The following is a 12,266-nucleotide window of genomic DNA, read 5'->3' as shown; positions in this document are numbered from 1 at the left end:
GTTTGAAGCTTTCCGCTTTTGCCAAGCCAAGCTTGGTGTTTGGCGCAGTCTACAAACCTTATGCTCGGACTCAGGGCCCAAACCTGCGGTCGAACTCACGCCTCAGCCGCGAGATCTCGGACGTCTAGTCTGCGAGATATCCGCGCTGACAACGTTTCGGCATCCCGCTCAAAAGCAGACCAGTTCTCCTAATCTCCGCATTGCGCAATACATTCGCGACAGTTCATGCGGAGATTGGAAAGCCTATTTTCCAATCTCCGCATGAAACCATGCCTACGGGATGTGAGTCGCTCGCCTATGCTTCTTCAACGGACCGATATTCCACTCCGATCCGGTGCTTGGCGCTTCCGCGTCGGCTACGAACTGCATCGACAAAACGCCGCGCCGACGCCGCATTCGGAAAGCTGTCGCGCGCGCCCTTCCCGTTACAACCTATGCGACCCCACTGACGTTCGACGACGGTCCAGCCAAACAGGTCGAGCGTGACCGTGAGTTGATAGTCGCGTGCGATGTTGCGCGCGGTGTCGACAGCCCGCCAGTGCTCGCGGCATTCGAAGTGCTTTGCCATGAAGAGACATTGGTGCACCGCAACTCTCAAATCCAACGCAGAAACTGAATCACCGCCCTACCCTGTGATTCAAATCTTCGATCAGGCATCGCATATGCACTGCTTTCAGACCATGGCCCACGCAGGTCTGGAATTGTCCGCAAGGTCTCGCGCATCAAGAATTCCGTAACGGATTGTCCAACTTGATTTAAACGCAGCATCCGGTCAGTCGTTGTATTTAGCGTCCTAAAATGCTACGGCTAGCCTAGGAGAATTGCGATGAGCTTCGACGATCAACCTGGAGAATCTGGAGTGGTCAAGGCAGCCGCGAAGTGGGATCCTTCAGGCGGAGTGAACCCAGAGTGGCTCTATAAGACCGGGGATGATTTCCTTGGCCACGATTACGAGCCATCGCAGGGACGAGTTGAATGGAATTCTATTCTCGGATTGATGTTAGCAATTGCATTCATCTTTATCGCTATTTTGAGCTGGTAACTCATTCGTCGTCACCACGAAGGCGTCTTTGAATTGTGTTACGCTCCCGCTGGTCGTGATCATAGAAGCGCTCGTTAAAGCGATCGTTTGCTCCACCCAAGCCTTCTCGGCGCTCCTCGAACTCCCGCCGCTTGTCGCTGTAGCGAGATGTGTTGGCCTCATAACGATCACCAAGTGACGATGCGCCTTCGTCGATCCGGTCTCCGATAGATCCATCACTCGATCCATTCACGAGGTTTCGTGGCCCACCAACATTTTGGCGCGGCGTGCTGGCGCGAAGGTCGGACTCGCTGAAATCGCCGGGCCCAGTGACATTGCCGACCAAGGAGCCGCGTTCAGGGATGAGATCATTGAAGGGGGCAACGCGAGCATCGTAATAATCGGCGATAATTTCTCTCGCTACAAGCTCATAGGTTGCCTGCTCTTGCGGATTGTAGTCGGTGCGGGCCAAGCTCGGGGCCGTCACCCCAAGTTCCATGGCCTTTTCCTGATACCTTGATGCAACAATCTGAGACATATCGAAGTTGAGGTTCGCACCGTACCCTTCGCGATTGGAGGTATTGTTGCTGAGGGACGTCGAAACTTCATCGATTGCAGCAATGCGCTCATCAATGCGCCGGATCTCTTCGAGAGCTTGCTCACGAGAATAGGAATTATCCGAATAGCCCTCGCTTCGATTAAAGCTGCCGCTCTGCGAGTAGCTGCCATTATCCTGTGTAGCATTCGACCCGTTGGAGCGACCGTCAGAGGTCGACGAATCGAGTCCGTTGCTTTGTATACGATCGTTTCCACGGTTCACGAGGTCGGTGCGCAACCGTCCTCCATTGATGCCAGTTTGGGCGCCGGCATTAATACCAAGGCCAGAGCCCCTGCGAGGACTTCCTCCAGAATTTCCTCTACCGGCAGTGCCAGATACGCCAATACTCCCGCCACGAGTAGTCTCAAGACGATCAATGTTGGTTTGCTGATCGCCCGAAGAGCGCGAAATCCTGTCACCTTCGCTTATACCGTCTCTCGAATCGAGCGACTGATTGTCAAACCTCTGAAAATTTTCACCAGAGCGATATCCTGCAGAGTTTTCGCTTCCGCTCGAGTTGCGGACGCCGGTCGTTTGACGTGCCGAGGTTCGGTCGAGGAACGAAAGCGCACGCGAACGCTCCTCGGTGAGGCTGTTGCGAGCCGTCTCGAGCTCGGAAAGCGTCTGCTGGCGCTCGGAATTTGCGAACTGGCTCAAAGAGGCACCGAAGGCGAGGCGGCTCATTCCGGGTGATGTATCGAAGACGGTAGAACCGTCAGCCATCGTCCGCGTGAAAGTACCGTTGGGATTGACGGTCGACTGCACAGCAACTCCACCCGTGAAGGATGGCGCAGTGTTCCATTGGTTAGACTGCCGGTTGAAGCTCGACAGGTTCATGAAACTTTCGTTTCCGTAGGAGTAGTTGCCCGTCGTCCGTTCCACGGCCGCCGCTTCCGCTGCAGCCTGTGCTGGAGCGAGCATGGAGGTCGCCTGCGACGAGACGGCCATCGCTCCCCGCGCCATGCCGGCAGCAAGGAACGGGATCGACATCATCAGGAAGCCTGCGATCGTCGCGGTATCCGCGTTGACCGCATCGATACCGGCCATGCCTGCCATCGTGATGCCGCCCGGTGCGGTCGCATTCAGAGAGTCCGATGCGCGGTCCATGATGAACATGTGCAGGACCACATAGAGTGGCCCCCATGCGGCCAGATAGAAGAAGCCGGTGAAATAACCTTTCAGCGCGGTTACCCCTGTGCGCGGAAGAAGGAAGAGCGGAAAGAGGACCGGGAACATCGCATAGAAGACGACGGTCAGCACGATGTTGAGAAGCGGGACCCACGTCATCGCTTGCTGTGTGATCGACGTGTAGGTGTTGCGCGCCTGTTCCTCGGCGCGGAGCATGGCGAATGTATCGCCATCAGCCGCACCGAGATTGGCTCGCGCTTCGAGGAAGGCACTCACCAGCGAGCGTTGATGGAAAATCTGTTGTGCGGTCTGACTGCTACCGTGGAACTGATTGGCGATGACTGGGAGGTCGGCGATCAGTTTGGCGCGAGCTGCTGCGGGAGTGAGGCCTGGAAAGAGCTTGCGGCCCTCCTCCTCGAGCTGCGCATCGGTATAGGTGATAATCCCGCTCTGAAGGCTCGTGTATCCTGCCTGGCAAGTCACGATCGTCGGGGTGCCCGTGGCAGGGATCCACTTCATACCCCGCGCCGGCGAGCCGGGGCCCATATCGGTCAGGATGTCGTTCGAGTTGGCGATCGTGTCGAAAGACATATGGCCGAGCAGGATGTCATAGAAGAGGCACTGCTTGAAATACTCCTCTAGATTGGCGCTGATGCGGGGATCGCGAATCTGGAAATCCCGCGTGCGATCCCAGAGCCTCGCTCCATAGATCATACCGTTGTTCGACATCTGCAGGGTGCCAGGCATCGTGAAAACCGTCTCGGCCGTGCGGGTCAACCAGTCGCCGGCAGTCGAGCTGACCGAGGCGATGAGGGCCAGACCAACCGGGACGTTGCCGACCGTCGAGGGTGCCAGACTGGGATTGAGGCGATCGGTGACTTGCACGGTGGTCGTCGGGACGATGAGTGCCCCGTACATTAGCGTCGCACCCAGAAACCAGTTGAGCCAGGCGCGCCAGTTCAAACTGAAGGCGACGATCAGAAGCGTGTATATGAAACCCATCACCATCACGACCCGGAGAAGCGAACGGAAGCCCCCTCCCCCCGTCCATGCGGAGACGGCGTTGAGGACGTTGACGATGTATTCGCCGCCGCCGATCGTGTAGATCTCCATCATGGCCCCTGATCCTTACTGGACGCCTTGGTTCGACAGCGACGTGCTGAAGGACAGCGCCGCCGACATCTGCGGGGAGAGATTGTTGCGGAGCGTGCCTTCCAGGAAGACCGCGCGCTGGATGACGTGCTGCGTTCGATCGAGGCGCAGGTTCATGCCTTGGGAATATCCATCGAGGACGTGGCGCACGGAGACGATCTGGTCACGCCATTGCGACAGCGCTTCCTCGTTCGCGTTCTGGAACGTCCCGACACCCCGGGATGCGTAGCCGTAATATTGCTGCGCAAGCGCATCGAGCAGATCCATCGACACAATCTCGGCCAGATCGTTCATGTCGTTGGCTGTCATTCCGCCAAGCGTCGCTGCCGCGTTGACCGAAATGATCTTGTAGAGCGGGATCGTCGTCGCGCCGAGCAGTCCGATCTCGTCCGACGTCAGCGCGGTGTTCGACCGGACCTTGGCATTCATGCTCTCGATCATCGCACGGACGCGAGGCTTCAATGCCTGCGCCTGGTCGACCGACATGGTCTGAGTCGTCGGATTGAGACACTTGTCGGTCGTATCGCACTTCAGCATCGTGACCGAGTTCGTGCCGTCGAGAAGCGCCGTCAGGAGCGCGCGATCGCCTTGCCCGAAGAACTGGTAGCCGCGCTTTCCGCTCGCATCGCCATCCTGATAATAGATGACGGTCCCCACGAACGTCATGAGGTACTCACGGAATTGGGGAGAGAAGCTTGGATAGCTCTGCTTCAGCATATCCCACGTGAAGTTGTAGCTTTCCGACGGAATGTTCGGATCGCTGTTCGCAGCGATCGTCGACTCCCGCTGACCGCCGGTCCCGCATTCGTGACGGCCTTTCGCCCAGTCCGAGAAGAGTCCCTGGCTGTTGCCGATCGACTTGCAGATCTCCGACGACATGCGGTCCGACTTTCCCCACAGACCGCCGACGAGATTTTGAGCGGTCTCGCAGCTGTTCATGTTGAACTGGTTCATCTGCTGAGCCTTTTGCGCCATCTCTTCGATCGTCGAGGCGATCTGCGGGCTGATCGACTTGATGGCGAGCTGGAAGGCGAAGCCGAGCGCATTGTTGGCGGTCGCCTTCAACATCGCGACGATCTCGTCGGTGTTGATGAAGGAGAAGCTGCCCGAGAAGACGTCGATGCCGCCGCAACCCGCCTTGATCGAGGGCAGTTGCAGATTGACCGGGTTCACGCTCTTCTGCGGAAACCGTGTCCAGATGTTCCCACCCGAATAATAGCCCGCGGATTGGCCCTGATAGGCGGTCGGCCCGGTCGCGTTGGCCGCCGCGCCCATGTCGTTGAAGAAATCGTTGAGCTCGGCGCCAACCTGCGCGCTGACCGGCGCAGCGGCCATGCTTGTCGCCGCCAGCGCGCAGAGCGCCACACAGGCGGGTTTTGCGAAACGGACGGCGATGCCGCCTCTCGTCCGAGTAGACATCAGTAATCGCTCCCTGGCTCGATCTGCGTGAGGTAGAAGATGCGCTGCATGACTTCGTCGGCCGCCATGACGCCGTAGCCGATCGGGATCGGCTGCTTGGTTTGCGTGTCGAACAGAACGATCGCCGGCACGGTGCCTCCCTGGAGACCCATTCGCTGGTACTGTCCGCTGTCGATCACGTAGTTCGGGAAGAGCTCATTCGGACCGCCGTCCATTGACACCGCCAGCACTTCGAGGCCGTAATTTTCGGACAACGCGCGCATGACCGGCGAGAACGTCCGGCACGCCGAGCAGCTCGAAGAGTAGAAGTAGAAGACGCCGTAGCGCTGCGTGAGCGCCTGCATCGATCCCTCGCGCTGGTCGCGGCGGTCCGTGAGCCAGGTCTGCTTGGCCAAGGTGCCCACTGGCCGTTCGAGTGTGTAGTCGAGCTCGGGGTTCTGCCAGATCGACCTGCTCCACGTATCGGCGAAGGTCGACGCACGATCGAGCTGCTCACGCTGGAAGCGGATGTAGTTGACGATGTTCTCGGAGGTGGGTTCGAGGATCGCGAGCGCCTTGAGTTCGTCGAGCTGCTTGGTGATCGCCGCCATTCGCTCCACGGCGGGTACGGTTTGGGCGGGCTGTTGCTCCCTCTCCCTCGACTCGCGCTTCACCTTCTCGGAATTGCAGTAGAACCACGATCCGAGCTTGCGCTCGTCGCAGTAGAAGGCATCGCGCTGGGACGCCGGGTCCGCCGTCTGCGCCAAACCGGGAGCGGTAGCCGCGGCGATAACGGCCGCAAGACTGAGCAAAGCGGGCTTGTTCACGAGCATTTCCCTTCGTCGAGGTCGAGCATCTGCAGGAGGAAGGCGGTCTTGAGGTGACCCCGACCACGGTCGATCATCCGGATCATTCCGCCGGACAGGGTCGTCGCGCCGTCGAGGCCGGCGTCGGTGAGGCAGAAATCGAAGGCGCTATCGCCCGCCCGGGAGATCCAACCGCGTTCGAGCAGTCGGCCGATCGCGGCCACAAGCTCCGCCCTCGATGCTGGACACAGGAACCAGTCCTGGATGCGCGAGAACATCTCATCCTCGCTGGCAGCGAGATGGCGCCCGATCGCGACACTGATCGCCAGATCGAGCACCTCGGCAACTGGGAATCGGTCCCCTTTTTGAAACGTAGTGACTTCGCCGCCCGACACTTCAAGTCCCTCCATTCAGAGTGTAGTAGTCTTCGATCTTGGTCTGGATCTGGATCGACATTTCGATCTCGTCGGGCAGCTTGGCCGCATCGACGAACTCAGCGTAAACCTCGCGGAAATCCATCCGGCTGAGGTCGAGCTGCTGGAACTGGGCAATGAGGAAACCCTCGCAGTCGGGCTCCTTGGCCTCGCCCCATCGCATCCCGAGCTGGGCCTTGCCTTGCTCGTTGAGGATGCGGACCAGCTTGCTCCCGTAGCAGCAGTAAGATTGCTTGCGCGTCACGCAGACGCCGAGGATCTTGTCCGAGCAGTAGGTGCCGACATAATGGCAGAGCCCGGCGTCATCCCTCTTATCGACGTCCCGATCCTGGCTGTTGCAGAGCCACGGCGTGAGAAGGGGAACGCCCTTCCCGCTGCAGCAATTGGACAGCCCGAACACCTTCTTCGTGCATTTGAGGTTCTCGCCGCTGAAGATCTTGAGCTGGTTCGGATCGAACTCGTCCCTGAGTTCGCCTAGGACGTTCATGGCGACCATCGCGTCCTTGAACTCGGTCGAAGCCTCGCGCGTGACACTCGTGCACTCGCCGTCGATGCAGTAGAGGTCGCCCGCGCAAACGTAGGCAGGCGGCGGAGACGCGCCCGTGTCCGGTGTCGTGCACTGGAACCAGCGATCATAGACGTTGCAGGTGATGCCATTGGCGTCGTAGCTCAGACATTCGTCATGGCTGAGCGAGCATTCCGGACGTGCCTCGAGCGCAGCACAGTCGTTCGCCGGAAGCAAACCCTGGCACTGATACGTGCGGCTCCACTCCCAGCACGGGCGGGTTACGGGCAAGCCATTCATGACGCGCGTCTCGTTGGGAGCCGTGCAGGTCTCGCTTTGGAGCGAGCACGTCGCTCCACCGATCGTGGCTTCGCATTGTGTTTCGTCGACGGACTCGCTGACAATCGAAATCGTGTTCCGCTCAATGCCGCCGGAGACCGCAGTTTGCGCGGGGCAAGAATAGGTCAGACGGTAAATTGGGTCGCCGGGTTCGGAGCAGTAGCGAGTGCGTCCATTGTCGTACCACTGGAGGCACCCTTGGCCTATCCGGACCCGGTTGATCTCCTGACAACCGCCGACATCGAGCTGGCCTTGAATGGCGGCGCATTGCCGCGCGCCTAGATTGACATCCCTGTCGAACCCCTCATCGCAGGTGTACTCCCAATACCGGGACCCCTGTGTCTGAATTGTCAGAAGAGCCCTGCACGTCCGCGCTTCGTCAAAAGGCTGCGAACCCTGGTTGCAACTCTCGAGATAGGTGGTCGATCCACCGCCCCCGGGAGGCAGTGGATTGCATGAACCGCTCGATCCACCCGGGCTAGCGCCGGGACCGAGATAGGTGTCGGGATCGCTTTCGATGGCGGATGCCGCGGAGAGATCGATCGCCGCAGGATCGACGACCTTGCGGTATGGATCTACGACGACGCGATAGTCCTGCTGATAGCGCTGCGCTTCGCCGGCCGTCGTCAGGCCGATCGCATCGTCAGCATAATCGAGCGATGGCAAATCGGTCCCTCCGTATGTCGGGACGTTCGCTTGCGCACCATCGGCGAGGATGGACCCGTTCGTGGCATCGCGGACGCCCTCCCCGATCGCCTCGCCCTCTGCGCGCGCATCGGCCGAAGTCATCTGGGCATGGGCGAGCTGACCCGTCGCAACGAGAACGGCACAAGCAAGAACGAGGCCGCGGATGTTCACCGCTCAGACCTGTAATTGGCGAGCGCAACCCGCGAGACCGGCGCGCCGGGGCCGTTGGCGTTCGAGAAGGTCTCTAGCACGTAGCCAACGCTGACGTTGCCGGCGACCCGGTTGTGCGGAGGCGGCGTGGTCACGCAGTCGAGCTGGTCGCAGGGTTCGAAATCGCTCGAAAGCGCGACGTAGGTCGGTACCCGGTCGACCCGAAACGACCGGAACAGCCGCGGATCGATCGCGACGTTGCTCGCGCCAGCCTGGTCCACAACATTGCGGATGCCGGTGATGAACGCCTGCGGGTTTCCGGCCGAGAAGCCACGGAACACGACGACGCCACCAGCCTTCGTCGTGTCCTCGATCATCTTCGCGAGAGATTCCTCGGGCATCGAAAGGCTCGCGAATGCGATGAACAGTGGAGCACCTTCGGGATTGGCCATGCCCGCTTTCGCGCCGACGACCATTTCGTCGAAGTCGAAAGGCCCGTCACCGCCCGCAATATCGGACACATCGAGACCTTCGATCGAAGCGTAACCCTCGTTGACGATCGTCTGCGCCTCTTCCTGATGTTCCTCGCCATTGGAGGTCACGTAGTCGAAGAGTGCCTGGGCATCCTGCTGGAATTCGCCCGCGCGCGCTTCGATGGCCTGCGGATTGAACCCGTCGGTGCTCTGGGCGAAGACTGCGGTTACGCAGCCGATGAGGCTGAATCCGGCGAGCGACATGGCAATTCTGCGGTTCACGGCGGTCCTCCGTCCTACAGCACGCAGCAATTGCGCTTGCGCCAAAGGAGGAAGCCGACGTCCTCTCCCTTGACCGGGTAAACCTGCCCAGATCTGGGCAGGATGGTTGTCGCCCCGATCGGCGAGCAGCTTTCGCGTCCGCTGACCATCGGCGTCGGATTGACCTGCTGAAGCCGATACTGGCTCTTCTTGAGGATTGGCATGATGTACTTCGAGCAAAGGGCCTTCGAGCCGCTGGTCCCCCAGGCGAGGCCCTGACGATGCATCTTGTAAATCATTCTCTCGGCCGCGAGCCGCGCCGACTGCTTAATGCCGACATTGGCTCCGATATTGCCATTCATCGGATACATCGGACCCTGGCAACCCGAACACCAGAACAGCTCATCGATAGGCAGCTTGGCGGTCGAGGCGATGCAGTCGGCCGAACACGCGGCCTGCGCGATCGGCGAGGTGAAGAGCGCCGCTTCTGGATTGAGCAGCGTCGTCAGCTCGTCGTCCTGCCAGAGCGGATCGATCTCGCTCATATAGGCAATGTCGAAGGAGCTCGCCTCAAGGCACAGGAAGTCGGTTACGACCTCCAGCCAATAGAGGAGCGGATAGATGTAATAATGAACGTGATATTTGGCGGTGTTCTGCGATTTTCCTCCGATTTGCGAAGAGTTCGACGCATAGCCGTTACCGATCGGGAAGCCCGGGTCGAGCTTGATGCCTCCGAGATTTGGAAAGCACCACGGTTTTGTCGAGACATCGACAAGGCGCACGGGTTCCCAGAATCCCATCGCAAGACCGACGCGCGGCACGGGCGTTCCGCACGCGCAGATCGGCAGATCCGGATTCTTGGTATCGGCGCGCGAGGACGGCCAGATCTTGAGCGATCCGAGCGAAAGGGGAAACATGCAGCCCCAGCACACATCCGTGATCGGATTGACGAACGATCCGGAACAACGCCCCGGGCCGGAAGGGAGCCCTTGGGCGGACGCCGGCGCAACGAAAGCAAGGGCGGCCAGCGCCCCAATCGCGGCAAGCCACCTACGCAACATCGTCGGTCTCCCTGAAGAGCCACGCATCGTCCGCGGCGTTCTTCAGCCTGGCCCATGCCCAGCCCTGAACGGCCAAGAAGGTAGAGGCCGCGGCCAGGCTCGGGAGAGCGGCGGACCCGATCAGCTGGCGAAGCTCGCCAAGGAACAGAAGTGCGGCAGCGAGAACCAGGCCGGCTGCGATGACGCGGAAGCGCGCAGCCCGCAGCTCCTTGGTTTCCGGAGCGGCCAGCGGAACCGGGATCATGTCGTGCCAGGACGTCACGATGGCCCCCGGGGGATAGCTTGTTCGGTAATCAGCAGGAGATCGCCCTTCGCCTCGACGAGCGCGGGCGTGCGGGTGATGCCGAAATGACTGGAGAGCTTGCCCTCCTGGTCGAAGTAGAACCGGCGTTGGTGGGTCCTCATGGATTCGAAGGGCGAACCGTCGACGAAGATGATCTTCGCGCGTTCATCGGGTTCGTGTCCGAGCGCCCATTCAACCTCGGCGGGATCGTCGCCGTCCACGAAGACGAGCTTCTTGGAGAGCCCCGAAGTCGCGAGCGGATTAACCTGCTGACCACGCGCCGCGATCAGATTGCCCTGGTGGTCGCGAATGTCGTTCTCGACCACGATCGCGGGATCGAATTCCCACGAACGCGTCTCTTCGGCACGCGCCATTCCCGGAACGGGAACCGGACGCATGACGCGATCCTTCACTTTCGCGGCGAACTGCTGGTTCATCTTGTCGAGCTTGCCGGTCGCCTGCGCATGATCGAGACGCGCCTTGATGACGGACAGGAGGTCGGGCTCGATGACGGGCCAGGTCTGACCCATCTGGCCATGATCCTGCGCCTGCGCCTGCGCAGTCGGCATCGACGGCGCCGTCGCAGCCGCGGTGACGGCGGCGCATGAGAGGATGACGAGACGATACCTCACAGGATCGCCACTCCCGTTCCAACGAGGCGGTCGCGGCACACGAAGCCGATGTGCGAATAGCGGCTGTCGAAGCCATCCTTGTGGTGAGTGGCCGCGAACACGCAGCCTTCCGGAACGACGCCGAGAGGACCTTCGGTCAGGGGATCGCCCCGTTTGGTGAGCGGCTTGATCGATGCGATGCGCTCGCCATTGACCAGCACGTCACGGCCTTCGCGGGTCACGAAATCGCCGGGCAGACCGAAGGCGATCTTGGCGAAGGCGCCAGGCTCTTCGCCGAAATACTTCTGGGTGACCGGATCATGGCCCGGGTGGAATATCACGTAATCCCCGCGGTCGGGAAAGCGGCCACTTTCGACAAGGAACGCCCAGTTCGGCAGCGAATCCGTTGCGTTAATCATGAAGGCATGGGTCTCGCTCCATTGCTGCAGGGACGTCACCGCCGTTCCGACGCCGAAAAGCGCGGCGATCGCGAGTAGCTTGCCCTTGGTCGACAGCCGCTTGGCTCTATTGTTGAACACCGCCCTGCCCTCCCCCGTTCGCGGCCATGAACGCCTGCATTTCCTGCTCGACACGCGCGTCTTGCGTTTGTTGCATGTCGATCGAAGCCTGGGCGATTTGCGGGCGCGGCACCTTCGCGTAGACAGCCGCCTTTACGCTCTGGGTGACATCCGGAACCTCGCCGCCGATCACAGCCTCGTGCACGAGAACGACCTTCCCGCTCTTCGACAGGCCGGCGACGGTCCGATCGAGTGTAGCCATGAAAACGGCCGTTTCCTGGGCGGCGGTCTGTTCGTCGGAACTCGATCGCGCCTGGGCCTGCAGATATTCGCCGATGATGCCTTGCAGCTGAAGCTGCACGAACTCTTGGCGTCCCCCATCTTCAGAGACGAGGTTCTTGGTGACCCAGGCTCCCCAGATGAAGATGGCGGCGGCGGCAGCGAGCAGCGCGATCTCCCGGGGTGAAAGACCCGCGAAAGCGCGTTTGGCAGCCACTGTCTTGGGCCTGCGAACTTCGGCGGTCGCCGCACGATCGGCATTCTCGAACAGATCAGTCATTGTCACCTCCAGCGACTTCGAAAACGGAGCGAAGGCTCGCGCGGCGAAAGAAAGCGATGAGAACCCAGGTGCCGCCGAGGACCGTGAATACGATCGTTTGGAATTGCGCCTGTCGAGCCGCGTCGGCCGCGAGGAAGCGCGCGGTCAAATTGTCCAGCTGAAGCATCGTCCCAGAAAGGGTGAAGCTGCCGAGGAGGACGAAGAACAAGGTCGCGACGCCAAGGGTCGCGAGGCCCGTCGTGGCGAACCACCCGATCAGGCGGAGCGCAACGGCCATTGCGT

At 60.6% G+C, this 12,266-nt stretch carries 14 protein-coding genes; 1 reads left to right on the top strand and 13 read right to left on the bottom strand.

Annotated elements, in window-relative coordinates; all coding sequences use genetic code 11:
• Positions 1-295: 295 nt before the first annotated feature.
• A complete protein-coding gene (locus D2V07_RS14910; RefSeq protein ID WP_063612631.1) occupies positions 296-568 on the bottom strand; it encodes a WGR domain-containing protein in 273 nt (90 codons plus the stop codon).
• Positions 569-826: 258 nt separating this feature from the next.
• Between D2V07_RS14910 and D2V07_RS14905 the strand changes: the two genes are divergently transcribed.
• On the top strand, positions 827-1,042 hold the full coding sequence (locus tag D2V07_RS14905; protein ID WP_063612630.1) for a hypothetical protein: 216 nt from the start codon (positions 827-829) through the stop codon (positions 1,040-1,042).
• A gap of 1 nt (position 1,043) precedes the next feature.
• Here D2V07_RS14905 and D2V07_RS14900 read toward each other — a convergent pair whose 3' ends face one another.
• From D2V07_RS14900 to D2V07_RS14845, 12 genes are read right to left on the bottom strand one after another with little or no spacing between them, the layout of a single operon-like run.
• Positions 1,044-3,863 carry a conjugal transfer protein TraG N-terminal domain-containing protein gene (locus D2V07_RS14900; protein WP_119587731.1) on the bottom strand — a complete coding sequence of 940 codons (2,820 nt, stop codon included), beginning with the start codon at positions 3,861-3,863 and terminating at the stop codon, positions 1,044-1,046.
• A 12-nt stretch (positions 3,864-3,875) separates the two neighbouring features.
• Positions 3,876-5,264, bottom strand: coding sequence for a conjugal transfer protein TraH (locus D2V07_RS14895; protein WP_233548445.1), 1,389 nt, complete (start codon positions 5,262-5,264; stop codon positions 3,876-3,878).
• A 53-nt stretch (positions 5,265-5,317) separates the two neighbouring features.
• Positions 5,318-6,130, bottom strand: coding sequence for a conjugal transfer protein TraF (traF, locus tag D2V07_RS14890; protein WP_119587729.1), 813 nt, complete (start codon positions 6,128-6,130; stop codon positions 5,318-5,320).
• Positions 6,121-6,513 carry a hypothetical protein gene (locus tag D2V07_RS14885; RefSeq protein WP_158586855.1) on the bottom strand — a complete coding sequence of 131 codons (393 nt, stop codon included), beginning with the start codon at positions 6,511-6,513 and terminating at the stop codon, positions 6,121-6,123. Before D2V07_RS14885 ends, traF begins: the two co-directional genes overlap by 10 nt.
• Complete coding sequence (locus D2V07_RS14880) at positions 6,500-8,239, bottom strand: conjugal transfer protein TraN (RefSeq protein WP_119587727.1); 1,740 nt, start codon at positions 8,237-8,239, stop codon at positions 6,500-6,502. Before D2V07_RS14880 ends, D2V07_RS14885 begins: the two co-directional genes overlap by 14 nt.
• Positions 8,236-8,973, bottom strand: a complete 738-nt coding sequence (gene trbC, locus D2V07_RS14875; RefSeq protein WP_233548444.1) for a type-F conjugative transfer system pilin assembly protein TrbC — start codon at positions 8,971-8,973, stop codon at positions 8,236-8,238. Before trbC ends, D2V07_RS14880 begins: the two co-directional genes overlap by 4 nt.
• 14 nt (positions 8,974-8,987) lie before the next feature.
• A complete protein-coding gene (gene traU / locus D2V07_RS14870) occupies positions 8,988-10,013 on the bottom strand; it encodes a conjugal transfer pilus assembly protein TraU (protein WP_119587725.1) in 1,026 nt (341 codons plus the stop codon).
• Positions 10,003-10,275, bottom strand: a complete 273-nt coding sequence (locus tag D2V07_RS14865) for a hypothetical protein (protein WP_147367023.1) — start codon at positions 10,273-10,275, stop codon at positions 10,003-10,005. Before D2V07_RS14865 ends, traU begins: the two co-directional genes overlap by 11 nt.
• Positions 10,272-10,928: a type-F conjugative transfer system protein TraW gene (gene traW / locus D2V07_RS14860; protein WP_233548443.1), complete on the bottom strand. Its 657-nt coding sequence runs from the start codon at positions 10,926-10,928 to the stop codon at positions 10,272-10,274. Before traW ends, D2V07_RS14865 begins: the two co-directional genes overlap by 4 nt.
• Positions 10,925-11,446, bottom strand: a complete 522-nt coding sequence (locus tag D2V07_RS14855) for a S26 family signal peptidase (RefSeq protein ID WP_229735711.1) — start codon at positions 11,444-11,446, stop codon at positions 10,925-10,927. The genes traW and D2V07_RS14855 overlap by 4 nt, the downstream gene beginning before the upstream one ends.
• On the bottom strand, positions 11,433-11,984 hold the full coding sequence (locus tag D2V07_RS14850) for a TrbI F-type domain-containing protein (RefSeq protein WP_119587722.1): 552 nt from the start codon (positions 11,982-11,984) through the stop codon (positions 11,433-11,435). Before D2V07_RS14850 ends, D2V07_RS14855 begins: the two co-directional genes overlap by 14 nt.
• Positions 11,977-12,261, bottom strand: a complete 285-nt coding sequence (locus D2V07_RS14845) for a hypothetical protein (RefSeq protein ID WP_147367021.1) — start codon at positions 12,259-12,261, stop codon at positions 11,977-11,979. The genes D2V07_RS14850 and D2V07_RS14845 overlap by 8 nt, the downstream gene beginning before the upstream one ends.
• Between the last annotated feature and the right edge of the window lie 5 nt (positions 12,262-12,266).

The organism is Aurantiacibacter zhengii, from assembly GCF_003584125.1.
GTDB classification, from domain to species: Bacteria; Pseudomonadota; Alphaproteobacteria; order Sphingomonadales; family Sphingomonadaceae; genus Alteraurantiacibacter; species Alteraurantiacibacter zhengii.
Note: the sequence above shows the minus strand (reverse complement) of the source record. Positions and strands in the feature narration are given on the sequence as shown.

Coding starts and splice junctions, on each gene's coding strand:
- D2V07_RS14910 (WP_063612631.1), bottom strand. CDS start 568: ATGGCAAAGCACTTCGAATGCCGCGAGCACTGGCGGGCTGTCGACACC.
- D2V07_RS14905 (WP_063612630.1), top strand. CDS start 827: ATGAGCTTCGACGATCAACCTGGAGAATCTGGAGTGGTCAAGGCAGCC.
- D2V07_RS14900 (WP_119587731.1), bottom strand. CDS start 3,863: ATGATGGAGATCTACACGATCGGCGGCGGCGAATACATCGTCAACGTC.
- traF (WP_119587729.1), bottom strand. CDS start 6,130: ATGCTCGTGAACAAGCCCGCTTTGCTCAGTCTTGCGGCCGTTATCGCC.
- D2V07_RS14885 (WP_158586855.1), bottom strand. CDS start 6,513: ATGGAGGGACTTGAAGTGTCGGGCGGCGAAGTCACTACGTTTCAAAAA.
- traU (WP_119587725.1), bottom strand. CDS start 10,013: ATGTTGCGTAGGTGGCTTGCCGCGATTGGGGCGCTGGCCGCCCTTGCT.
- D2V07_RS14850 (WP_119587722.1), bottom strand. CDS start 11,984: ATGACTGATCTGTTCGAGAATGCCGATCGTGCGGCGACCGCCGAAGTT.
- D2V07_RS14845 (WP_147367021.1), bottom strand. CDS start 12,261: ATGGCCGTTGCGCTCCGCCTGATCGGGTGGTTCGCCACGACGGGCCTC.